This is a genomic window from Amorphoplanes friuliensis DSM 7358, from assembly GCF_000494755.1.
In the GTDB taxonomy this organism is placed as follows: Bacteria; Actinomycetota; Actinomycetes; order Mycobacteriales; family Micromonosporaceae; genus Actinoplanes; species Actinoplanes friuliensis.
In genome coordinates this window covers 6261254-6282735 of sequence record NC_022657.1, presented here as the reverse complement: position 1 = coordinate 6282735, position 21482 = coordinate 6261254, and the positions used below count along the sequence as shown (strand labels likewise).

Genomic DNA, 21482 nt, shown 5'->3' with positions numbered 1-21482 from the left:
CCGCGTTGGGAACTGCACTCGCTGTTTCGCAGATTGTTTCCACGGTGTTCGTTGCCATAGCTCTGCTCGTCAATGGCCGCCAAGCAAGACATGCGGGTCGGCAAGTGGAGACGGCCCAGAGTGGGCAGCTTGCGCAGGGGACCATGGAGGTCGTGAAACTCCTCACGACGCCGGAGATGAGATCCGCTGCTGTGGTGCTGCGGGACATGGGCGAGATCCCCTACGGGGCGTGGAGCGAGGAACAGAAATCGGCGGTTTCGCTTCGCTGCAACAACTTCGATGTGGCCGGGATGTTCGTCCAGTCGAAGATGGCCAGCGAGGAACTGATAGCCGATGGCTGGACGTCGTCCATCCAGGAGACGTACCGGATTGCCGGTCCGCACATTGCCGCGTTGCGGGAACGGTTCAAGAACGACACTCATTGGCGTTACTTCGAGCAGCTGGCGATCGGGTCGGGTGCAATTGGCCACACGCAGCCGGAGGTAGCCAGCGCTGAGCCAACTTCGAGCGGCGGCGCCGGCATCACAGCTCCACGACCTTGACCTGGTTGCGAGGACAGGGTTTCCACTGGGTTCGCCTATTCGTCCGGCGAGCTTCAGTGGGGATGTCAGATGCGGAGAACCTTGTCGGCCGTGCTCGTTTCGGCGGTCGCGGCGATGTCGATGGTGTCGATCATCGGGGTGTCGCAAGCAGCGGCACAGAGCGGTCTGAAGTGGGGACCGTGCCCGGCCGACAGCGCACTACCCGGCCTGCAATGCACCACCGTCCAGGTCCCCCTGGACTACCGGAAGCCACAGGGGCGCCACATCGACGTCGCGGTCTCGCGCCTGGCCAGCAAGGACCCGTCGCAGCGCCGCGGTGTGCTGCTGACCAACCCGGGCGGCCCCGGCGCCGGAGGGCTGATCTATCCCGGTCTGCTCGCCAGCAACCTGTCGCCGCAGCCTCTGCCCAAGAGCGTCCAGGACCGCTACGACGTGATCGGTTTCGACCCGCGCGGTGTCGGCCACAGCACGCCGGTTACCTGTGACGTGACGCCGGAGCAGATCGCGCGGCGCAACCTCCCGTACCCGGAAAGCGCCGCCGACGTGCGGAAGGACGCCCGGATCGCGAAGGCGATCGCCCGGCAGTGCGTGACGTCGGAGACGGCCGCGCTGCTGCCGCACATCACCACCGCGAACACCGCCCGGGACATGGACCGAATCCGCGAAGCGCTGGGCGAGCCCAAGATCTCCTACCTCGGTACGTCGTACGGCACCTACCTCGGTGCGGTCTACACGACGCTGTTTCCCCAGCGCAGTGACCGGTTCGTGCTCGACAGCAACTTGGGCCCCGGCGGGTACGACCGCACTGCGCAGCGCAGGTTCGGCCGCGGCCTGGAGGACCGGTTCCCGGACTTCGCGAAGTTCGCCGCCGCCAATCCGCAGTACGGGCTGGGTACCACGCCGAAGCAGGTGCGCGCGAAGTTCTTCGAGCTCGCCGCCCGGCTGGAGAAGGCGCCGGTGCAGGGGATCGACGGGTCGTTGTTCCGCGGGACCACCTTCGACCTGCTCTACAGCGACGCGGGCATGCCCACGCTGGCCGCGGTGTGGCAGGCCCTCGACACCGACCAGCCGCTGCCGGCCGAGCCGCCGTTGACCAACATCGACAATACGATCTCCAGCCGCCTGCACGTCATCTGTGGTGATTCGAGCTGGCCGAGGTCGGTGCGGACGTACCAGCGCGACGTTGCGGTGCAGCGGGTGGCGCACCCGTTGATCGGTGCGGCTGCGGCCAACATCAACCCGTGCGCGTTCTGGCCGTCGCCGGTCGAGCCGCCGGTGCGCATCGGTGACCGCGGGCCGTCGAACGTGCTCCTCGTGCAGAACCTGCGCGATCCGGGAACGCCGCTGGTCGGAGCCCGCGAGCTCAGGAAAGCCCTCGGCAGCCGGGCACGGATGGTCACGGCCGACCAGGGCGGTCACGGCGCCTACCTGCTGTTTGCCGCGAACATGTGCGCCAACACCACGGTGACGACCTTCCTGACCACCGGGCACCGTCCGCACCGCGACCTCGCCTGCGCCGCCGAGGCCGGTCGATGAGTTCGACCGACCCGACCGCTTCGCTCGATGACACCAGGCCCTTCGGTACGCACATCCGGATGGCGTGGTGGAAGTCCCTGATCGTCATCGCCGTGCTGCCCCTGACGCTGCTCCTGCTGCAGCTCGTGCTGTACCTGCTGGCCGGTCTTGTCGAGGGCGGCGACCCGCTCGAGTCGACGCTCACCCCGCTCAAGCTTCTGGCGGCCAATCTGAGCACCGGCCTGACCGCGCTGCTTGCCGTGGTGCTGGTCTCCCGGTTCGCGAAGGTCCCGTGGCGCCGCATCTTCAGCTCTCCGGGGCGCTTCGCCCTGCGGCGCCTGGCGACCTACTTCGCCGGATCGGCGGTGCTCGTCGGCGTTGGTGTCGCCGTCGTGGCGGTCGTCGTACCCGATGGTCCGGGATGGATGAGTTTCGGTGTCAGCGGAACCACCGTGGCATTGCTCGCCGTTGTGCTCCTGTCCACGCCGATCCAGTCGGCCGGCGAAGAGGTCATCTTCCGGGGCGCGGTACTCCCGGCCGCGGGGTCGTGGGTCCGCGCCGTGCAGCCGGCGTTCCTGACCGGACTGGTGGTCTCCAGCCTCCTGTTCGCCGCCGTTCACGGCGCGGGCGATCCCTGGCTCATCAGCTACTACGTCCTGCTCTCGGTGTGCACGGCGCTGATGGGACGCATCAGCCGAAGCCTCGAGGCGGCCACCGGTTTCCACGTGGCGAACAACCTGGTCACGACCACGGTCAACGTGCTCCTGGCCGACGGCGGCTCCCTGGTGGTCAACCGCACCGAGGGCGCCGGCGGCGGTCCGTCGCTGCTCGTCCTGGCCGCGGTGAATCTGGGGGTGCTTGCCTTCGTCTGGCTCCGCGAGCGGGCGAACCGATCACGCTCCCGCGGGTTGTCAGTCGTCGGCGACTACCCGGCCGCCCACGTCGACGGTGCCGTCCGGGCCGAGGCGGGTCAGGATCTGCGATCCCCGGCCCTGAGTGATGTCGAGCGGCCGGCCGAGAGCCGCGGTGAGCACCACGGCTGACGCCCCCGTCGCCTCATCCTCGGTGATCCCGTCACCGCGGCGCGGAAATCCCCGGGTACGCACACAGCCGGCGGCCCGGTCCTGCCACGCCCACACGTACAGCCAGCCGTCGCCGGGCGGTGGTGAGGTCAGCGCTTCGACCGCGGCGGGCGAGGGGTACTCCTGCAGGAGCCGCCCGGGCGCCCACTCGGCGCGCCCGCGGATCCAGGTGAACTCGCCCTCGTCCCAGGTGGGCACGGCACCGGCCGGCGGCTGCAGGATCTCCGGCCGTACGCCGCGCCGGTGCAGGAACCAGGAGACGCCGACCAGCGGGTGGCCCGCGAACGGAAGCCGCACGCTCGGCGTGAAGATGTCGACCGAGCCGGTCCGGGCATCGTCGACGAAGACGGTCTCGCTGTACCCCAGACGAGCCGCGAGCGCCTGCCGATCGGAGCGGTCCGGCACTTCACCACCGTCGGGGACGATGCCGAGCTGGTTCCCGTGCACGCCCCCGGGCCCACAGAAGACACGCACCACATGGATCTCCGGCATGGGCGGCAACGCTAGCACCGTGATCGGCGACACCAGCGTTCACGACTGACGCCCCGTTCAGTGTCCGGCCCTGAGCGCGGCTGAGGGTCGTAGAGTTCGGGGCGAGCTTGGGGGGCGTGACGATGGAGCTGTTCGGGCGGCGTGCCGAGCTCGCCGTGCTCGACGGGCTGCTGGCGCGGGCGGCGCACGGCTCGGGGTCCGGCCTGGTGCTGTGGGGTGAGCCGGGCATCGGCAAGAGTGCCCTGATCGAGTACGCCGTCGCGGCTGCGTCCAATGCCGTTGTCCTGCGGTGCCGGGGCACGCGGATGGAGTCGGAGCTGCCGTTCGCGGCGTTGCACGAGCTGCTGTGGCCGGTGGTGGACCGGCTGGAGACGCTCGCCGCCCCGCAGGCCGCGGCGTTGCGCGGTGCGCTGGGGATGAGCCGGGATCAGGCCGGTCGATTTCTCGTCGGGGCGGCCGTGCTGTCGCTGGTGTCCGGCCTGGCCCGGGACCGTCCGGTGCTCGTGGTCGTGGATGACGCCCAGTGGGTCGACGAGGCAAGCGCGCAGTGCCTCGGTTTTCTCGCGCGGCGGGTGGCGGCCGAGCCGGTTGTTGTCCTGCTCACCGAGCACGAGGATCCCGCCTCCGGACCATGGGAGACGCTGCCCGCGCTGGCGGTGACGGGTGTGGCCGAGGACGACGCCCGCAAGCTCGTGGCCGCGGCAGTGCCGGGTGCTGACGAGGCGCTGGTCGACCGTACGGTCCGCGCGGCCGGGGGCAACCCGTTGGCGCTGCAGGAGCTGGCCACGCTGGAGCACGGTAGCGATGACCACGCGCCGCCCGAGGTGGGGCCGCGGTTGCGGCGGGCGTTCCGTGACCGGGCTGCCGCCATGACGCCGCCGGCCCGGGCGTTGTTGCTGCTGGCCACGGCCGAGGACCGAGGCGACCGGCATCTTGTGCAGCGTGCCGGGGCGCAGTGGGGTGCCGGGTCGTCCACCTGGGACGAGGTGCTGCGCTCCGGTCTGATCCGTGCCACCGGCGACCGGCTGGAGTTCCGGCACCCGCTGATCCGGGCCGCGGTGTACGACGGCGCCTCTTTCCCGGACCGGCAGGCCGCGCACCGGGCGCTGGCTGCGGCTCTGCCCGGGGATGCCGTCGCCGAACGTGCCTGGCATCTGTCCGCCGCCGCCGACGGGCCGGACGAGGAAGTCGCCGCCTTGCTGGAGGAGGCCGCCGAGCAGTGCCTGCGGCGCAGTGCGGGTCCGGTGGCGGTACGCACGCTGCGCCGGGCGGCGGAGCTCTCGCCGACATCGGCCGACGCGGGGCGCCGGTTGGCCGCTGCCGCCCGTGCCGCGTGGGACGGCGGCCGCGCCGGGGCCGCGCGACAGCTGCTCGACGAGGCCGAGGGACTGTGCGGCGAGCGGGCCGTCGTGCGGTTGAGCGGCGGGTTGCGCGGCCTTCTCGAGTTCGCCGACGGCATTCCCGAACGTGCCCACCGCTACCTGGTGTACGACATGGCCGAGGTCCCCGACGCCGTTCGCGCGATCGAGCTGGGAACGGTGGCGGTCCGTGCGGCGTGGTCGGCCGGCCGGCCCGATCTGCAGCAGGAGGCGCTCGAGCAGGTGCGGGCGGTACGCACCGACGGCGAGGACGCGCTGGCCGAGCTGGTGCCGGTGCTGCGGAACTGGTGGTCGTGTTACGACGAGAGCGGTGAGATCACCCCGGCTTCTCTGGACCTGGACAGCCGGACGGTCGGCCGGCTCGGTACGGCCGCGTGGACGCTGCTCCCGCCCGTGCCGCTGGTCCAGGCCTGGGGGATCGAGGGCGGACTGCTCGATGTGCTGCGCGTACAGGCGGCGCAGCTGCGGCGGCGGCACGAACTCGCCGCCCTGGCCATGGTGCTGGCCCAGACCGCGGTGCTCGACCTCGCCGCGGGCCGGTGGGCCGCCGCGGAGGCCTCGGCGGCCGAAGGGCTGCAGCTGGCCGGCGAGGCCGGGGCGGATCACGTGGCGGCGCAGTGTCACTCGTGTTTGGGACTGCTGGCCGCTGCCCGGGGCGACAGCCGCGCCGTCGCCGAGCACACCACGCAGATCCTGGAGGTCTCGGTCCCGCGGGGAGTGCGAGCGCTCAGTGCATCGGCGTACTGGCACCGCGGGCGGGCGGCGCTGTTCGACGGCCGGCCCCAGGAGGCGCTGAGCGACCTGCGATGTCTCGCCGACCCCGTCCACGAGGCCGCCCACCCGACGTTTGCGCTGTTCGCCGCCGTGGACACCGTCGAGGCGGCGGTGCAGGCCGGTGACACCGGCCTCGTCGAGGCTCAGGTGGACAGGATGGAGCGGTGGGCCAAGCGTACGGACGCGCCGTGGGTTCGGACGGCTTCCCACCGTCTGCGCGCCCTGGCCCACGGCAGGACACCGGCGGCCGAGGACTCGTTCCGGGCCGCCCTGGACGGGGTCGGGGCGGACCCGTTCGAGTACGCCCGTCTGCGGCTGTTGTACGGCGAATGGCTGCGGCGCGCACGGCGCCGGGCTGACGCGCGGTACCAGCTCGCCGAAGCAGCCGAGATCTTCGACCGCCTGGGTGCGGTGGCCCTGCGGTCGCGGGCGCTGCGCGAGCACGCCCTGACCGAGCGGCCGGCCTCTTCCCGGGCGCCTGGTCCCGCGGCGGCGGCCGGCCTCACTGCGCAGGAGCTGCGGGTCGCCGCGCTGGCGGCGGACCGTCTGACCAACCGCGAGATCGCGGAACAGCTGCTGATCAGTCCCCGTACGGTCGGCCACCACCTGGCCAGCGTCTACCCCAAGCTGGGCATCACCTCGCGGGCCGAGCTGGCCCGGATCGACTTCGCCGCGGGTCTACGGCTCCGACCGGCCGACTGACCATCGGGCGGGGTTGTCCTCCAGTGCGGCGCGGTCCCATTGCCCGAGATCTGCGGCGGCCTCGTAGGTGCTGCGGAGGAACTCGGCGACGGCGCGGTCCGGGTCGGGTGCGGCGCGCGCGGCCTCGTACGGGAACAGGAACTGCTGGAATTCCTTGCTGTAGAAGGCTCCCTCGGGAAGGACCGTCTGATCGGCGAAGCCGTCAGGGGTGGGGTAGGCGTAGGAGTAGAAAGCGCCTTCCTCACCACCGCCGGGCCAGAAGCCGCAGCTGGACAGCTCCTGCGAGTAGCCCTCGACCATGACCCAGTCCCCGCAGTTCGGGGCCCCGCCGGGATGTGCCGGCGCGGGACGCCCGGAGAAGCGGGTGCAGGCCAGGTCCATCGCTCCCCAGAAGAAGTGCACCGGGCTGACCTTGCCGACGAAGTGCGACCGGAACTCGCTCATCACGCGGTTGGCCTGCAGCAGTTGCCGCCAGAACAGCGTGACCGCAGCAGCGTCGTAGGAGGCGTGCTCGTAGTCCTCGGCAAAGGGGATCGCCGGGTCCACCTCGTTGGGGTGCGGCCGGATCGTCGCCTCGATCCCGAGCTCGCCGAGCATCGCCAGGATCCGGGTGTAGAACTCGGCGACCGGCATCGGCCGCAGCGGCAGGCTCCGCGTGTCGCCGGTGCTGCTGCGGACCTCGAGCTGGTGGCCGACAAAGTCGAATTCGATCTCGAAGGCTCCCGTACGGTGCGGGATGGCCGAGGTCGTCAAACCGCGGGCACTGACGTACAGGGTCACCTGCCACCAGTGGTTCAGCAGTGGCGTGTGGGCCATCCGGATCTTGCCCACGATCTGGGTCCACATGTGCAGGGTGTCGCGGGTGGCGGTCCAGTCCGAGACCCGCAGGCTCGGCCAGCTCGGTGTTGCAGGGCTGGTCATCCGGTTTTCACGTCCTTCACGCGCCACCCGGGCGGCGGCGCCTCACGCCCCGATTGTCCGGTGTTGCGGCCCTCGGTGGATCGGTCGGTCAATCGGTCGGTGCCGGCCAGGCGGCCATGGCCAGTTCCGCGGTGTCGGTGAGTTCCGCCGCCGTGGCGCCGTCGCGGGCACGCTGGGACATGCCGTGGATCACGGCGGTGAAGTACGCGGCCAGCTTGCGAGGTTCGGCCGTTGCCGGTAGTTCGCCCTGGTCCTGGGCGGTCTTCAGGCGCTGCTCGAAGGTGGCGACGCTGGCGTTGCGCAGGTCGCGCATGTAGGTGGCGACGTCGGTGTCGGCCGCGGCGGCGCTGCAGAGCAGGTTGCCGGCCGGCGTTTCCGGGTCGGTGTACATCGCCGCCGCGTCGAGCAGGATGCGGTGGAAGGCGTTGAAGGCCGTGGGCTCCCTGGCCATGGCGGCCCAGATGAACTCTCCGGCGGGGGAGCGGCCGTACGCCTCGACGACCTCGTTGAAGAGCGCCCGCTTGTCGCCGAAGGCCGCGTAGAGGCTGCCGGGCCGGATGCCCATCGCCCGGGTGAGGTCGTTGATCGAGGTTGCCTCGTACCCGTTCTCCCAGAACAGACGGGTGGCAGCCGCCAGCGCCGCCGCCCGGTCGAAGGTCGGTGGGCGGCCTCGCCGCACCTCTGAAGTCTCCACGCCGCCATTCTAGAGCGATCGCTCAAAAGTTGCCCACCGGTTGTTGGACGATCACTCAACAACGCGCTACGGTGCCTGTTGAGCGATCATTCAACAAAGGAGCGGTCATGTCAGCAGCACTGCAGGACAAAGTTGCGCTCGTCACCGGCGGCAGTCACGGCATCGGCCGGGCGACCGTCGAACGGTTCGCCCGCGACGGCGCCACCGTCGGCGTCGGCTACGGCCACGACGAAGAGGCGGCCCGCGACACCGTGGAGCGCATCCTCAAGGACGGCGGCCGCGCCTTCGCCGTGCGTACGGAACTGGGCGTGCCGGGCGATGCGGCTCGCTTCTGGGAAACCTTCGACGAGGCGGGTCGGGAGTTCGTCCCCGACGGCAAGATCGACATCCTCGTCCACAACGCCGCCAAGGGCAGCTTCGCCCGGCTGGCCGACCTTCCCGAGGACGAGTTCGACCAGGTGATCGCGGTGAACGTGAAGGCGCCGCTCTTCATCACCAAGCTCGGGCTGCCGCGACTGCGCGACGGCGGCCGGATCATCAACATCTCCAGCCTCGCGGCCACCGTCGGGAGCCCGGAACTGCTGGCCTACGGCGTCAGCAAAGCGGCACTGAACACGTTCACGCTGGATCTGGCTCTGGATCTGGGCCCGCGGGGAATCACCGTCAACTCGGTGTCACCCGGCGTCGTCATGACCAGGAACAGTCAGTACCTGCGTGACAACGCGGAACTCGCGGCGCAGCAGGCTGCCCGGGTCGCCCTCGGCCGGCTCGGCGAGCCGGAGGACGTGGCGAGCATCATCGCCTTCCTCGCCTCCGACGAGGGGCGCTGGGTGACCGGCCAGGTCATCGACGCCTCGGGCGGCACCGCGCTCTGAGCCGGCCGGTCAATCGACGTCGGCGTCCTGCTCGCCCGCCCGGGTCCGGCGCACCTGCTCATGCGCGAGGAGGCTGGCCCGGGTGAGCACGTCGAGCTGTGCGGCGTTGTAGAGCGTGGACACCGCATCGACGAACGTCTTCTGGGTGACCTGCTCGCTGTTGGACAGGTGCGCGGCCGGATCGCTGAGCCAGGGATAATCGAGGAGGTTCTGGGCGATGACCGGTGCGAGCCTCTCGGCGACGCTCTGCCGGGTGGCCTCGTCCGCGTCCACGGGCAGGGCGTTCATCTCCGCGTTGACGGGGTCGGTGTCGGTCTCCACCATGCGCACGAGGTCCTTCATGGCGTCGTCGTCGTAGAGCCGGGAGTAGACGTGGATGAGCGAGGCGTCGGCCGTCGACAGCCGGGGCGCGACCGACTCGAAGCCGGCGGGGGTGTCGGCCGGTGCGCCGTCGCGCAGAATGACGGCGATGTCGGCCCGGGCCCTGCTCAGGCGCTCGATCTCGGCGGCCAGCTGAGCATCGACCTGGCGCAGCACCTCCGGCGGGACGTCGCCGGCCGACCTCGCCACGCCCACCTCGGACAGCGGCACACCGAGCTCCACGAGGCGCCGGATCCGCAGCAGGCAGACCAGATGCGAGACGTCGTACTGCTTGTACCCGTTGTACCGGCGGTCCGGGTCGTCGAGCAGGCCGAGCCGGTGGTAGTGCCGGATGGTGTTCACCGTGGTGCCGGCGAGTTCAGCGAGCTCCCGAGTGCTCCAGGTCATGGCCGGCCCCTTCCTCGAGCAGGGCGAGGAGGATGCGCTGCAGCTCGGAGCGGTCGGCGGGCGTGATTCTGGCCAGCCTGAGCTCGAAGCCGGCCGCGAGCGCCTTCAACGCCTGGTCGCGCGCCGTCACGCCCTCGGGGGTCAGGATGAGGCGTTGGCGGCGCAGGTCCGCGTCGTCGATCTCGCGCCGCAGGAAACCCTTGGCGACGAGGTTGCGCACGTAGCCGGTCATGCTGGCCTTGGAGATCACCAGCTTCGCGGCCAGCTCGGCCGGGTACGGCGACGCGGCCACCTCGGCCAGCACGAAGAACTCCTTGGTCTCGAGTCCCAGCTCGGCCAGCTCGGCCGTGCAGGAGTCGAGCACCACGGTCAGCAGGCGGTGGTTCAGCGTCCACAGCCGTGCGGCATCCACCACCACGCAAGTCCCTCCGTCAGGTGGTACAGTCTCGTACTAGTTTAGTTTCGAACTAGAACAAGAAAGTACCAATACGGATTTTACGTGAAGGGTGCTCTCCGATGCACATCACCATCCCGCGCGGGCCGATCGAGCTCGCCGCCGAGCTGCACCTGCCCGCTGACCTCGACGAGGCCGCACCGCTGCGCGTGGTTGTTCTCTCCACGCCCGGCAGCAGCGTGAAGGAGCAGATCGGCGCGAACTATGCGTCGCGCCTCGCCGCCCGCACCATCGCGGCCCTCGTCTTCGATCCCGCCAACCAGGGTCAGAGCGGCGGCGAGCCCCGCGACCTCGAGGACCCTTACCGTCGCGGTGAGGACATCTCGTACGCCATCGACGCGCTCAGCACGATCCCCGGCATCGACCCGCACCGCATCGGTGTCCTGGGCATCTGCGCCGGCGGCGGTTACGCCATCCACACCGCCCGCACGGACCACCGCATCAAGGCGGTCGGCGTCGTCGACCCCGGCAACATCGGCATGGCGTTCCGCGGCTTCCAGCCCGACGGCCCAGCAGCTGCGCTCGACGCCTTGGCCGAGGCGCGCCTGCAGGAAGCCCGGACCGGCGTGCTGACCCGGGACAACTGGCTGCCCGACACCCTCGAGGACGCCGCCGCGGCTGGTGTCACCGACGTCGACGTCCTGCAGGCGATCACGTACTACCGCACCGGACGCGGTGGCAACGAGCACTCGACGAACCGGCGGCTCTCCCGCGGTGACTCGCTGCTGCTCGGCTACGACGCCTACCACCTGGTCGACCAGCTCATGACCCAGCCGCTGCAGCTGGTCCTCGCCGAACACCTCGAGGGCACCGGCTTCGACGAGTCGGCCCGGCGGCTGTGGGACCTGGCCCCCAACCCCGTCGACCGCCTGGTCGTCGCCGGCGCCCGCCACTACGAGATGTACGACGTGCCGCAATACGTCGACGCCGCCGTCGACCGCCTCGCCACCTTTTACGATAAGAACCTGTAGCCGAAGAACCGCCCCTGATCGGGGCGGGCCGTGACCGGCGGTTCAGTCATTGACTTTGCTGCGCGACTGGTACAGCAGGTCCTGGTACTCGGGGTGCCGGGCGATCCATCCCGCGAAGAAGGGGCAGACGGGCAGCACCCGCAGGTTCGCCGTACGTGCCTCGTCGAGGGCCGCGCGGACCAGTGCCGCACCCACGCCCCGCCCTTCGTACTCCGGCGAGACCTCGGTGTGGACAAACGCGACCAGCTCCGTCGTGCGGATGTACTGGGCGAGACCCGCGACCTTGGACTCGCCGTTCTCCCGGGCCTCGTACCGTTTGGCGTCCGGGACGTCGTTCACTTCGATTGTCATGTGTCCTCCATGGGTGATCGCGTCAGGGGCGGCGCGGTGGAAGGGCAACGGTTTCGCCCGCCACGTCGATCGCGATCTTGCCGCGCAGGGCGTACGACCGCCTGTTCTCCAGGAGCTCGTGGGCCTCGCCCATGCGGGCGAGCGGCAGGGTCGCGCCGATGACCGGCTTCACGAGGCCGCGCTCGACGAGCGTGGTGAGCGCGTCGAGCTTTCCCCGGTTCTGCCGGGCGAAGACGAAGTGGTAGGCGGCGTTCCTGCCCCACGCCTCGATGAGGTTCTGCGGCTGTGTGATGTCGACGATGCTGACGACACGTCCGGCGTCGGCGAGGGTCAGCGGGCTCCGGGTGAGCGTGTCGCCGCCGATCGTGTCGAAGACGACGTCGACGCCCTTGCCCTGCGTCATCCCGGCCACGGCGTCGACGTAATCCGTCGAGGTGAAGTCGATCGCCGCGTCCGCTCCGAGCGAGTGCACGAACTCGTGGTCGCCGGCTCTGGCGGTGGTGATCACCCGTGCGCCGATCGCCCTCGCGATCTGGATCGCGATCGTGCCGACCCCACCCGAGCCTCCGTGGATCAGGATCGTCTCGCCCACGGTGAGCTGAGCTCGTGTCACCAGCGACTCCCAGACCGTTCCGCCGACGAGTGTCAGGCTCGCCGCCTCCAGGTGACTGAGGTTCTCCGGCTTGCGGCCGACAAGCTCGACGTCGGCGACGTGCTGCTCGGCGTACGAGCCGGGGCCGCCGAAGATCAGGGGCGTGTAGTACACCGCGTCGCCGGCGCGGAACTCGGTCACGTGGGATCCGACTTCCTCAATCACTCCGGAGACGTCGTGCCCGATGATCGCCGGAAGCGGCACCAGATCCGCGTAGTCGCCGCGACGGATCTGATAGTCGAGCGGGTTGACGGCGGTCGCGTGCACGCGCACCCGTACCTGGCGGGGCTCGACCTTGGGTACGGAGACGTCGCGCAGCTCGAAGGCATCGACCCCACCGAAGCGGGTGAGCACGACGGCCTTCATCGGCGGGGTTCCCAGCGGAAGAGGCGCAGGGCGAGCACGATCGCCACGACGACCCAGCCGAGCGTCGGCGCCAGCAGCGGCAGCGACTCGGCGAGCGGCACACCGCCGTTCCAGGTGTTCACGATCAGCTCGGTGGCCGACCCGCCGGGCAGCAGCCGCTTGAGCAGGGTGAGGCTCTCCGTGCCGGTGATGCCGACCCAGCTGGCCACGGCGATGACCAGCAGGCTGATCGGCAGCGTGGTGACCTGGGCCTGCTCGGGCGAGCCGGTGACGCCGGCGGTGGCCAGAGCCAGGGCCAGCATCATGACGAAGGTCGCCAGGATCGCCACGGCCAGCAGCACCACGTCGGCGGGGCCGCCGCTGACCACCGCGAAGATCACCAGAATGGCCACCACCTGAACGAGGGCGGTGAGAGCGACCGGCAGGGTCAGGCCGGACAGGATCGCCGGGTCACCGGCCGCCGTGGACCGCAGCCGCTTGAGGAACAGGTCCTGGCGACGGGCGGACAGGGTGGTCACCGCCGTGGTGTAGAGGCTGAACGCGCCGACGGTGAAGACGAGGACCGCGGCGATGTACCCCAGGCTGCCGATCTGAGCGAACGAGTCGCGTTGGTAGATGAAAAACGCGCTGGCCAGCAACGGCATGACGAGGTTGGAGATGAGCACGGCGCGGTTGCGGAAGATCTGGGCGAATTCGCTGTACGCGATGGGAAGCATGGTTCTGCCTTCAGCGGGTCGGGGTGGGGACCGGGTCGGTCTCGATGGCGCGGAAGACGTCGTCCAGCCGGGTCGGTGCGGCGGAGAGCCCGTGCAGGTCGACGTCGTGCTGGTCCGCCCAGTCGAGCAGCCGCTTGAGATCGGCCTGCAGTTCGAACGTCTCGATCTGGTAGGCCAGGCCCGCCGGCTGAGCGGCGCCGAGGGGCGGCACGGGCGCGCCGGGGGAGAGCGAGAACTCGATCGCCGCCGGCAGCGCCCGGGTCAGTTCGGGCACCGTTCCCTGGGTGCGCAGCGTGCCCCGGTGCATGAGCCCGATGCGGTCGGCGTGCTGCTGCGCCTCTTCGAGGTAGTGCGTCGTCAGGACGACGGTCGACCCGTTGCCGCGCAGTTCCTCCACGGCCTCCCACAGGGCGTCCCGGGACTGGATGTCCAGCCCCGTGGTGGGCTCGTCCAGGAAGATCAGCTCCGGTCGCCCGTAGACGGCGGTGGCGAAGTCGAGCCGCCTCTTCTCGCCGCCGGAGAGCTGACCGACCCTGGTCGCGGCCTTGCGCGTGAGGTCGACGATGCCCAGGACACGGTCGACCGAATCGGAGCGGCCCGACAGCCGGCCGACCAGCCGGACGGACTCCTCGGCGGTGAGGTCGGCGGAGAACCCGCTCTCCTGCAACATGATCCCCATCCGGGGCCGCACCGCCCGGCGGTCCGCCGGACTCTCCCCGAAGACACGCACGGTGCCCGAGGACGCCTTGCGATGCCCCTCGATGACTTCCAGCGCCGAGGTCTTGCCGGCCCCGTTGGTGCCGAGCAGGGCGTACAGCTCACCTTGCTCGACCTGGATGCTCAGCTCCTTGACGGCCTGGAAATCACCGTACGAGACATTCAGTCGGTCCACTTCGATGACGGGTTGCCCCATGTCGGTCCTGCCTCCGCTGAACGGTCGTCGTTGATCCGGCGTGCACCAGTGCAGACCGTGTTCCGGGAACACAGTCAAGGCAGGAGTTGTGAAGCTCACCAGGCTTGACTGTGTTCCGACGACACGGTGTTCGCTCGACCGGCAACCTCCGATGAGCGGAGGCCCGAGCCGGAAGTCCACAGCCGTGATCCGAACGAACCGCAGTACGTCCGTTCCCGACACCGGCCGCCGTATCCTGCGGCGACTCGGCCTCGCGGTTGTCACTCTCGTGGCCGGCGGAGTGTCGATCGCGGCGTGCACGACCGGCGACGATCCCGATCCCGATCCCGGCGCGCTGCAGCGCTTCTCCACGCAGAAGCTGGAGTGGCAAGGATGTACCGACTTCGCCACCAGCCCGCGTGAGACGGAGATCCTCGCCAAGGCTCCGGCGCAGTGTGCGTGGCTGACCGTGCCGTTGAACTACGACAAACCCCAGGGCGCCACCACCACCGTTGCGGTCCTGCGCTTCGCCGCTCGCGGGCAGGCGCAGGGTTCACTGGTGTTCAACCCCGGCGGTCCCGGCGGCGCCGGCCTCCTCGGGGCGCTGGGTGTCGGGGCTCAGCTGACGAAGAGCCGCATCACCGAACGGTTCGACGTCATCGGCTTCGACCCTCGTGGTGTCGGCGCGACCAAGCCTGCAGCCGACTGTTACACCGAGGGCGGCACGACCCGGGGCGACAAGGTCTTCCCGTCGATGACCATGACCAGCTCGCTGACGGAGGCGGACACCCGCGCGGTGCTCGATCGCTGTGCCCAGGGATCGGGCGGCGCCGAGGGCCTCACCCAGATGGGTACGCGCACGACCGCCCGCGACCTGGACGTGCTGCGGTCCGCGCTGGGCGAGGAGAAGCTGACGTACCTGGGCCAGAGCTACGGCACCCGGCTGGGAGCGGTGTATGCCGAGCAGTTCCCGCAGCGGGTACGCGCGATGGTCCTCGACGGCGCGTTCGACCCGAACCTCGGCACGATCGAGCGGCGCCTCTCGGCGTACGGGGGTTTCCAGGCCGCCTTCGAGGCGATGGCTGCCTCGTGCGCAAAGGCAGCCAAGTGTCCACTGGGGATGGACGCAAAGGCGGCGACATCGGTGTTCCAGTCGATTGTCCGGCCGTTGCGTGACAAGCCCGTGCCTGCGCTCGATCAGAAGCTCGACTTCGACACCGCGGTTGCCGGGGTCATGGCCGGCCTGTACAGCCCGGACAAGTGGCCGACCATCATCAGCGGTCTCACCCAGCTGCGGCAAGGGCGCGGCGACACGTTGCTCGAGCTCACGTTCGACCTGGCCGGCGGCGACCCCAAAACCGTGGTCAACCCGAACTTCACCGAGGCCGCGTTCGCGATCAACTGCATGGACGAGCAACGGCTTACTCCGCAGGACGCCACCCGGCTGCGCGCCCAGGCCTACGAGGTCGCACCGTTCATGAATCCCGGCGGAGACCCCGCGGCGGGTGCCCGTGACGCCTGCGAGTTCTGGCCGGCGCCACCGACGCTCGGCATCCCGTACGCGCAGAACGTCAAGGACCTGCCGGGCACGCTGGTCATCTCGATCACCGGCGACCCCACCACTCCGCACGAGGGCGCCATCAGTCTCGCCGGCAAGCTCGGCAGCGCTCTGCTGACCGTCAAGGGCGAGGGGCACACCGTCGTCTCCGCCGGAACGAACACGTGTGTCGACACCATCGCCGCGGACTACCTCATCGACCTGAAGCTGCCGGCGGAGATGCCCACCTGCTCCGTGGCGTGAGTGAACTACGTCCCAGGTACTTGCGGAAAGAACCGCCTGAGTTGAGACTTCAACTCAAAGCTGAGTTGAGAGTTCAACTCAGAGACAAGGGAGGACAGGCGATGATCACGCAGTTGACAGGCCGGAGCTACCGCTTCGACCTCGGCGATCTGCTGGTGCGGTTCACTTTCGACTCGCCGACGCAGGGCAGCTTCGTCGTGGTGCAGGGCGCGGGTCTGGCCCCCGACGGTCATGCCGAGACGGTGGCGCTGAATCTGCAGGAGATCCGCGAGGGTGTCTTTCTGAACTCGTGGACCGAGGCCAGCGGGGCGACGGTGACCCACCTGGAGGACTTCGAGAACGGCAAGCTCTATTCCAACGTGACCGTCGACGGCACACTCCACCACTTCGTCGGAACGATCAAGGAAGCCTGACCATGACTCAGCAACCTGCCGTGCCGGCCGACCAGGCCGAGCGGAACACCGCGATCGTGCTCACCGCGATGCGGGAGCTGTTCGCCGACAAGGACCTGACCGCGATCGACCGTTACTGGGCCGAACCGTACGTCCAGCACAGCCCGCAGATGCCCAGTGGCCTGGACACGCTGCGCCAGGTCGTCCCGGGGCTGGAAGGCTTCTCGTGGCAGCCGCAGCGGGTCGCCGCTCAGGGCGATCTGGTCTTCACCCACAGCATCGTGCACGGCTGGGCGCCGGACCCGGTGGTCATCGTCGACATCTTCCGGCTGGAGAACGGCCGCATCGTCGAGCACTGGGACGTCGTGCAGAACCTCGTCGCCGCCGAAGCCTCCGTGAACGGCAACGCCATGGTGTAGGCGCAGAATGGGAACGGTGACGACGCACCAGGACGACAACCCCGACCGGGCCGCCGTGTGGCACGACCTGGTGCTGGCCGGCCATCTGCTCGAGGTCGCGCTGGAACGGCAGTCGCAGCGCGACGGCAACATCGCCCACGGGCACTTCAAGCTGCTGGTCCTGCTCAACGAGGCGGAGAATCAGACGCTCGGCCTGAAGACGATCGCCGGGATGCTGTGTTACTCGCTCAGCCGCGTCAGCCACACGATCGCCGTTCTGGAACGTGAAGGACTGGTCACCCGCGGGCGCGTACCGACGGGTCGACGGGCCTACGAGGCCACCCTGACCCCGCAAGGCCGGAAACTCGTGGTGCGCGTCCTGCGCACCCAGCGCACGGAGATCCGCGACGTGCTGTTCGACAGCCTGAGCGCGTCCGACGTCGCCGCGCTGGGCAAGATCAGCGCCCGCCTGGTCGAGATGCTCGACCAGCCCGCCGACTGAGGCTGTCTTACCCGCAGTGCATCACCGCGGCGTCCTGTGGACGCCGGGGTCACTGCGTGCTGCCCACATGTTCACCACCGAGGAAAGGAACAGCCATGAAACCCACCATCGTCCTGGTCCACGGCGCCTTCGCCGAGTCGGCCAGCTGGAGCGGCGTGATCCAGCGTTTGCACACCGACGGCTACCCGGTTGTCGCCGCGCCCAACCCGTTGCGCAGCCTGTCCGGGGACGCCGCTGTGGTCTCCAGCCTCCTGGCCACGATCGAAGGGCCGGTCGTGCTTGTCGGTCACTCCTACGGCGGGGCGGTCATCTCCAACGCCGCCGTCGGCCACGAGAACGTCAAGGCGCTGGTCTTCGTCGCCGCCTTCGCACCCGAAGCCGGCGAGAGCATCGGCGAGCTGTCCGGCAAGTTCCCCGGCAGCACCCTCGGCGAGACCGTCCACGAGGTGCCCCTGGCCGACGGAACGGTCGACCTGTACATCGAGCAGGCGAAGTTCCATCAGCAGTTCGCCGCCGATGTCCCGGCCGAGCAGGCCGTGATCGACGCGGCCGTGCAGCGCCCGCTGAACACCACGGCGCTGAACGAGGGCTCGGGCGAACCGGCCTGGAGGACCGTGCCGTCCTGGTTCGTCTACCCGGAGCTCGACCGCAACATCCCGCTCGAGGCGCACCGCTTCATGGCCGAGCGCGCGAGCTCCCACCTCGGCGTGGAACTGCCCGGTGCGTCGCACGCGATCCCCGCCTCGGAGCCCGCAGCGGTGGCCGGGGTCATCCTCGCCGCCGCCACCTCGAACGCCTGACGTCCGAAGGGAACAGACATGAGTGGGCAGCGGCACCGCAGCTGGCACACCCCGATGCAGGCGCGGTCGGCGACGGAGGCGCACCGCGCGGCGACGCCGCTGGAGCTCTTCTTCGACCTCTGTTTTGTCGTCGCCGTCGCGCAGGCCGCGTTGCCGCTGCACCACGCCATCTCCGAGAACCACATCGCGGAGGGCGTCGGCACGTACCTGATGGTGTTCTTCGCGATCTGGTGGGCCTGGGTGAACTTCACCTGGTTCGCCTCCGCCTACGACACCGACGACGACGTCTACCGGATCACCACGCTGGTGCAGATCGCCGGCGTCCTGGTGCTCGCCGCCGGTGTCGAGACGGCCTTCGAGGACGGGACCTTCACCGCCATCGTTCTCGGTTTTGTCATCATGCGGCTCGCCCTGGTGGCCCAATGGCTGCGGGCCGCCCGCAGCGATCCGGACCACCGCAAGGTCGCCCTCCGGTACGCGGTGGGCATCAGCGTCACGCAGGCGCTCTGGTTGGTCTGGCTGACTGTGCCGGAGTCCTGGTCGGTGCCGCTGTTCCTGCTGCTGGCGCTGGCCGAGCTGCTGGTCCCGGCGCTCGCCGAGTACGCACCGGGCGGGCCGACCACCTACCACCCGCACCACATCACCGAGCGGTACGGGCTGTTCACCATCATCATGCTGGGCGAGGCGGTCGCGGCGACGACGATCGCCGTCAAGACCGGACTGGACGAGGGCAAGTACCTGCCCGACCTGGTTGTCGTGGCCGCGTCCGGCCTGGTGATCGTGTTCGCGCTGTGGTCGCTGTACTTCGAGCGGTCCGCCCATCGCCTGCTGAGCACCCAGCGGACCGCGCTCGTGTGGGGGTACGGGCACTACCTGATCCTCGGTGCGGCAGCGGCCGTCGGCGCGGGTCTCGGGGTCGTCGTGGATCACACCACCCACCACGCACACATCTCCGGTGTGGTGGCCGGATACGCGGTCGCGGTGCCGGTCGTGGTCTTCCTGCTCGCCGTCTGGCTGCTGCACGTGCGGCCGGTGCAGACCGGTGCGCGGCTGGCCGCGTACCCGATCAGCTCTGTGCTGGTTTTGCTGGCACCGCTCGGACCCGCTCCGGTCACGGTGATCGCCGTGCTGCTCGCGATGCTGGTCGTGGTGACCGTGGCCGGCAGCCGCCGCGGCGTCCCGGCCGCGGAGGCCCCGCAGGCGACATCGCTGTTATGACGCCTGGCTGCCGGCCGCGCACAGGCGGGAGGCGACGGCCGCGGCCGGTGCACCGTCGCGCAGGATGGCGGCGATGTCGGAGCGGGCCCGGGCCAGGCGTTCGATGTTGGCCGCGAGGTCGGCGTCGACCTGCCGCAGCGTCTCCGGGGGCAGGGTCCCGTCCGTGCCGGCCTCGCCGATGCGGGCCAGCGGTACGCCCAGCTCGACCAGCCGCCGGATGCGCACCAGACGGTCGAGTTCCTCGTCCCCGTACTGCTTGTAGCCGTTGGACGAGCGCTTCGGCTCGTCGAGCAGGCCCAGCCGGTGGTAGTGCCTGATGGTGTTCACGGTCGTGCCGGTGAGCTCGGCAAGTTCACGGGTGCTCCAGGCCACGGTCGTCTCCTCATGTGTTGCAGGATGGGATGAAGGGCTCAGGCGCGGGGTTGGACCAGGCCGTTGTCGTACGCGAAGATCACCGCTTGGATGCGGTCCCGCGCTCCGATCTTGGCCAGGACGCGCCCGACGTGCTTCTTCACGGTGGATTCGGAGAGGGTGAAACGGTCGGCGATCTCGGTGTTGGTGGCACCCCGGCCGATCGCCTGCAGGACCTCGCGCTCCCGTTCGCTGAGCGCACTCAGGCGGGGGTCCGTGTCCGCGGCCGGTGCAGGGTCCTGGAGGTAGGCCTCCATCAGCTTGCGGGTCAGGCTCGGGGCCACCACCGAGTCGCCGCCGGCCACGGCCCGGATCCCGGCGATCAGCTCGTCCGGCCGGGCGTCCTTGAGCAGGAAGCCGCTGGCCCCGGCCCGCAGTCCGGCGTAGACGTACTCGTCGAGGTCGAAGGTGGTCAGGATCAGCACGCGGGTGCGCGAGCCGGCCGCGGTGATCCGGCGGGTGGCCTCGATGCCGTCCATGCCGGGCATCCGGACGTCCATCAGCACCACGTCGGGGTGGGTCTGGTCCACCATCCGCACCGCCTCGGCGCCGCTGGAGGCCTCGCCGACCACGACCATCCCGGCGGTGCCGTCGAGCAGCATCCGGAAACCCAGGCGCTGCAACGGCTGGTCGTCGGCGATCAACACGGTGGTCACGAGGGCTCCTTGAGGACGACGTCGACCAGCCAGCCCCGCTCGGCCGGGCCGGCGGTCACCGTCCCGTCGTACATGGCGGCACGTTCGCGCATGCCGAGCAGGCCGTGGCTGGGGGCGGCGGGTCCGCCACGGCCGTTGTCGCGGACGGTGACGCGTACCTCTCCGTCGCAGGCAGTGAGAGTGACGGTGGCAGCGGCGCCGCGTCCCGCGTGTTTGAGGGTGTTGGTGAGCGCTTCCTGCACGATGCGGTAGACCGCGAGCTGCAGGCCCTTGCCCAGGGTGTGCAGCTCACCCGACGTCGAGTAGGTCACCGCAAGGCCTGCCCCCCGGATGCTGGGCAGCAGCCGGTCGAGATCCTCGATGCCGGGCTGGGGCCTCAGCTGCGGATCGGCGTCCTCGCCGCGCAGCACGCCCAGCGTCCGGCGCAGCTCCGCGAGCGCCTGCCGGCCGGTCTCGCCGATGAGCCGCAGCGGCTCGGCGGTCTGCTCCTCCCGCGATCTTGCGAGGGCGGCGCCGCCGTCGGCGAGACCGACGATCACCGACACGTGATGCCCGACGATGTCGTGCATCTCGCGGGCCACCCGGGCCCGCTCGTCGGCGACGGCGAGGCGGGCCCGCTGGTCCCGCTCGATCTCCAGGCGGTCGGCACGGTCCTCCAGAGCGATCAGGTACGCCCGGCGCGTGCGCACCGCGACGCCGGACGCGACCGCGGCCACCGCGATGCCGAGCGCCAGGGACATCGTGAGGGTCGGGGTTTCCGTCACCGGCCCGAGGAAGTAGATTTCGGCGGTGAGCAGCGCGACGGTGAGCACGGAGGCCGTGGCGAGCGATCGCCACGACCCCCGCGAGGCGACCCCGAAGAGCATCACCAGCAGGATCACCCCGGCGCCCACGCCGACGTCCAGCAGGACCTCGATCAGGTCGATGACCACAACGGCGAGGAAGGCCAGGAACGGGTACCGCCGCCGCCAGTACAGCGGGGGCAGCAGCACCAGGGTCGCGATCGTGGCCGAGACGGGCTTCTCGATCACGTTCGGGATGCTGGAGAGCACGATCGGGACGGCCACCAGGGTGTCCATGGCCCACGGCCGGTGCCGGTCGAGCGCTCGCAGCGCTGTCTGCCGGTCGACCAGCCATCCCTGCACGCTCATCGCCTGA

The 21482-nt window shown here is 70.0% G+C and carries 23 protein-coding genes and 1 pseudogene; 12 read left to right on the top strand and 12 right to left on the bottom strand.

Annotated elements, in window-relative coordinates; translation table 11 throughout:
- Nucleotides 1-152 precede the first annotated feature (152 nt).
- The 3 genes and pseudogenes from AFR_RS29065 to AFR_RS48625 form a co-directional block, all read left to right on the top strand.
- Entirely contained in the window at nt 153-542 is a 390-nt protein-coding gene (locus tag AFR_RS29065; RefSeq protein ID WP_158510580.1) for a DUF4760 domain-containing protein, read from the top strand.
- A 69-nt stretch (nt 543-611) separates the two neighbouring features.
- Nucleotides 612-2078, top strand: coding sequence for an alpha/beta hydrolase (locus AFR_RS29060; protein WP_041841223.1), 1467 nt, complete (start codon nt 612-614; stop codon nt 2076-2078).
- Nucleotides 2075-2740, top strand: a pseudogene (locus tag AFR_RS48625) (CPBP family intramembrane glutamic endopeptidase); the annotation flags it as partial. The gene AFR_RS29060 and the pseudogene AFR_RS48625, both read left to right, overlap by 4 nt.
- 228 nt (nt 2741-2968) lie before the next feature.
- On the opposite strand, the gene AFR_RS48620 reads toward AFR_RS48625, so the two are convergent.
- Nucleotides 2969-3631 carry a PhzF family phenazine biosynthesis protein gene (locus tag AFR_RS48620; RefSeq protein ID WP_041841222.1) on the bottom strand — a complete coding sequence of 221 codons (663 nt, stop codon included), beginning with the start codon at nt 3629-3631 and terminating at the stop codon, nt 2969-2971.
- Between the two features lie 122 nt (nt 3632-3753).
- Here AFR_RS48620 and AFR_RS29045 point away from each other — a divergent pair, with 122 nt between their 5' ends.
- Nucleotides 3754-6486 (top strand): helix-turn-helix transcriptional regulator, encoded by a 2733-nt coding sequence (locus tag AFR_RS29045; protein WP_023560382.1) that lies wholly within the window; start codon nt 3754-3756, stop codon nt 6484-6486.
- Here AFR_RS29045 and AFR_RS29040 read toward each other — a convergent pair.
- Entirely contained in the window at nt 6463-7407 is a 945-nt protein-coding gene (locus AFR_RS29040) for a DUF5996 family protein (RefSeq protein ID WP_023560381.1), read from the bottom strand. The genes AFR_RS29045 and AFR_RS29040 overlap by 24 nt on opposite strands.
- Before the next feature lie 88 nt (nt 7408-7495).
- Nucleotides 7496-8101: a TetR/AcrR family transcriptional regulator gene (locus AFR_RS29035; protein WP_041841221.1), complete on the bottom strand. Its 606-nt coding sequence runs from the start codon at nt 8099-8101 to the stop codon at nt 7496-7498.
- Nucleotides 8102-8208: 107 nt separating this feature from the next.
- On the opposite strand from AFR_RS29035, the gene AFR_RS29030 reads away from it, so the two are divergent.
- Nucleotides 8209-8976, top strand: a complete 768-nt coding sequence (locus AFR_RS29030) for an SDR family NAD(P)-dependent oxidoreductase (RefSeq protein ID WP_023560379.1) — start codon at nt 8209-8211, stop codon at nt 8974-8976.
- Between the two features lie 9 nt (nt 8977-8985).
- Here the strand turns inward: AFR_RS29030 and AFR_RS29025 are convergent, their stop codons facing one another.
- Nucleotides 8986-9744, bottom strand: coding sequence for a helix-turn-helix domain-containing protein (locus AFR_RS29025; protein ID WP_023560378.1), 759 nt, complete (start codon nt 9742-9744; stop codon nt 8986-8988).
- Nucleotides 9716-10162, bottom strand: a complete 447-nt coding sequence (locus AFR_RS29020) for a MarR family winged helix-turn-helix transcriptional regulator (protein WP_023560377.1) — start codon at nt 10160-10162, stop codon at nt 9716-9718. Before AFR_RS29020 ends, AFR_RS29025 begins: the two co-directional genes overlap by 29 nt.
- Nucleotides 10163-10260: 98 nt before the next feature.
- On the opposite strand from AFR_RS29020, the gene AFR_RS29015 reads away from it, so the two are divergent.
- On the top strand, nt 10261-11169 hold the full coding sequence (locus tag AFR_RS29015) for an alpha/beta hydrolase (protein WP_023560376.1): 909 nt from the start codon (nt 10261-10263) through the stop codon (nt 11167-11169).
- 42 nt (nt 11170-11211) lie between these two features.
- On the opposite strand, the gene AFR_RS29010 is transcribed toward AFR_RS29015, so the two are convergent.
- The 4 genes from AFR_RS29010 to AFR_RS28995 are packed head-to-tail and all read right to left on the bottom strand — an operon-like array spanning nt 11212 to nt 14146.
- A complete protein-coding gene (locus tag AFR_RS29010) occupies nt 11212-11520 on the bottom strand; it encodes a GNAT family N-acetyltransferase (RefSeq protein ID WP_023560375.1) in 309 nt (102 codons plus the stop codon).
- 22 nt (nt 11521-11542) lie between these two features.
- Complete coding sequence (locus tag AFR_RS29005; RefSeq protein WP_023560374.1) at nt 11543-12538, bottom strand: zinc-dependent alcohol dehydrogenase family protein; 996 nt, start codon at nt 12536-12538, stop codon at nt 11543-11545.
- A complete protein-coding gene (locus AFR_RS29000; RefSeq protein ID WP_023560373.1) occupies nt 12535-13254 on the bottom strand; it encodes an ABC transporter permease in 720 nt (239 codons plus the stop codon). Before AFR_RS29000 ends, AFR_RS29005 begins: the two co-directional genes overlap by 4 nt.
- 10 nt (nt 13255-13264) lie before the next feature.
- Entirely contained in the window at nt 13265-14146 is an 882-nt protein-coding gene (locus tag AFR_RS28995; RefSeq protein WP_238547148.1) for an ABC transporter ATP-binding protein, read from the bottom strand.
- 205 nt (nt 14147-14351) lie between these two features.
- On the opposite strand from AFR_RS28995, the gene AFR_RS28990 reads away from it, so the two are divergent.
- From AFR_RS28990 to AFR_RS28965, 6 genes are all read left to right on the top strand, one after another.
- On the top strand, nt 14352-15947 hold the full coding sequence (locus AFR_RS28990) for an alpha/beta hydrolase (protein WP_023560371.1): 1596 nt from the start codon (nt 14352-14354) through the stop codon (nt 15945-15947).
- A 101-nt stretch (nt 15948-16048) separates the two neighbouring features.
- Nucleotides 16049-16360, top strand: coding sequence for a MoaF-related domain-containing protein (locus AFR_RS28985; protein WP_023560370.1), 312 nt, complete (start codon nt 16049-16051; stop codon nt 16358-16360).
- Nucleotides 16361-16362: 2 nt separating this feature from the next.
- Nucleotides 16363-16758, top strand: a complete 396-nt coding sequence (locus AFR_RS28980; RefSeq protein ID WP_023560369.1) for a nuclear transport factor 2 family protein — start codon at nt 16363-16365, stop codon at nt 16756-16758.
- Nucleotides 16759-16774: 16 nt separating this feature from the next.
- Nucleotides 16775-17239, top strand: a complete 465-nt coding sequence (locus AFR_RS28975; protein ID WP_023560368.1) for a MarR family winged helix-turn-helix transcriptional regulator — start codon at nt 16775-16777, stop codon at nt 17237-17239.
- 95 nt (nt 17240-17334) lie between these two features.
- The gene (locus tag AFR_RS28970; RefSeq protein WP_023560367.1) at nt 17335-18039 is read left to right on the top strand and encodes an alpha/beta fold hydrolase; all 705 of its coding nucleotides are present in this window, start codon (nt 17335-17337) and stop codon (nt 18037-18039) included.
- An 18-nt stretch (nt 18040-18057) separates the two neighbouring features.
- Nucleotides 18058-19257, top strand: a complete 1200-nt coding sequence (locus AFR_RS28965) for a low temperature requirement protein A (RefSeq protein ID WP_023560366.1) — start codon at nt 18058-18060, stop codon at nt 19255-19257.
- Here AFR_RS28965 and AFR_RS28960 read toward each other — a convergent pair.
- Genes AFR_RS28960 through AFR_RS28950 form a run of 3 tightly spaced genes read right to left on the bottom strand, consistent with a single transcriptional unit; the run spans nt 19252 to nt 21475 of the window.
- A complete protein-coding gene (locus AFR_RS28960; protein WP_023560365.1) occupies nt 19252-19629 on the bottom strand; it encodes a MerR family transcriptional regulator in 378 nt (125 codons plus the stop codon). The two genes, AFR_RS28965 and AFR_RS28960, sit on opposite strands and share 6 nt — an antisense overlap.
- A gap of 38 nt (nt 19630-19667) precedes the next feature.
- On the bottom strand, nt 19668-20324 hold the full coding sequence (locus tag AFR_RS28955; RefSeq protein ID WP_023560364.1) for a response regulator: 657 nt from the start codon (nt 20322-20324) through the stop codon (nt 19668-19670).
- Nucleotides 20321-21475 (bottom strand): sensor histidine kinase, encoded by a 1155-nt coding sequence (locus AFR_RS28950; RefSeq protein WP_238547147.1) that lies wholly within the window; start codon nt 21473-21475, stop codon nt 20321-20323. The genes AFR_RS28955 and AFR_RS28950 overlap by 4 nt, the downstream gene beginning before the upstream one ends.
- Between the last annotated feature and the right edge of the window lie 7 nt (nt 21476-21482).

Coding starts and splice junctions, on each gene's coding strand:
- AFR_RS29060 (WP_041841223.1), top strand. CDS start 612: ATGCGGAGAACCTTGTCGGCCGTGCTCGTTTCGGCGGTCGCGGCGATG.
- AFR_RS48620 (WP_041841222.1), bottom strand. CDS start 3,631: ATGCCGGAGATCCATGTGGTGCGTGTCTTCTGTGGGCCCGGGGGCGTG.
- AFR_RS29045 (WP_023560382.1), top strand. CDS start 3,754: ATGGAGCTGTTCGGGCGGCGTGCCGAGCTCGCCGTGCTCGACGGGCTG.
- AFR_RS29040 (WP_023560381.1), bottom strand. CDS start 7,407: ATGACCAGCCCTGCAACACCGAGCTGGCCGAGCCTGCGGGTCTCGGAC.
- AFR_RS29030 (WP_023560379.1), top strand. CDS start 8,209: ATGTCAGCAGCACTGCAGGACAAAGTTGCGCTCGTCACCGGCGGCAGT.
- AFR_RS29025 (WP_023560378.1), bottom strand. CDS start 9,744: ATGACCTGGAGCACTCGGGAGCTCGCTGAACTCGCCGGCACCACGGTG.
- AFR_RS29015 (WP_023560376.1), top strand. CDS start 10,261: ATGCACATCACCATCCCGCGCGGGCCGATCGAGCTCGCCGCCGAGCTG.
- AFR_RS29010 (WP_023560375.1), bottom strand. CDS start 11,520: ATGACAATCGAAGTGAACGACGTCCCGGACGCCAAACGGTACGAGGCC.
- AFR_RS29005 (WP_023560374.1), bottom strand. CDS start 12,538: ATGAAGGCCGTCGTGCTCACCCGCTTCGGTGGGGTCGATGCCTTCGAG.
- AFR_RS29000 (WP_023560373.1), bottom strand. CDS start 13,254: ATGCTTCCCATCGCGTACAGCGAATTCGCCCAGATCTTCCGCAACCGC.
- AFR_RS28985 (WP_023560370.1), top strand. CDS start 16,049: ATGATCACGCAGTTGACAGGCCGGAGCTACCGCTTCGACCTCGGCGAT.
- AFR_RS28980 (WP_023560369.1), top strand. CDS start 16,363: ATGACTCAGCAACCTGCCGTGCCGGCCGACCAGGCCGAGCGGAACACC.
- AFR_RS28970 (WP_023560367.1), top strand. CDS start 17,335: ATGAAACCCACCATCGTCCTGGTCCACGGCGCCTTCGCCGAGTCGGCC.
- AFR_RS28965 (WP_023560366.1), top strand. CDS start 18,058: ATGAGTGGGCAGCGGCACCGCAGCTGGCACACCCCGATGCAGGCGCGG.
- AFR_RS28950 (WP_238547147.1), bottom strand. CDS start 21,475: ATGAGCGTGCAGGGATGGCTGGTCGACCGGCAGACAGCGCTGCGAGCG.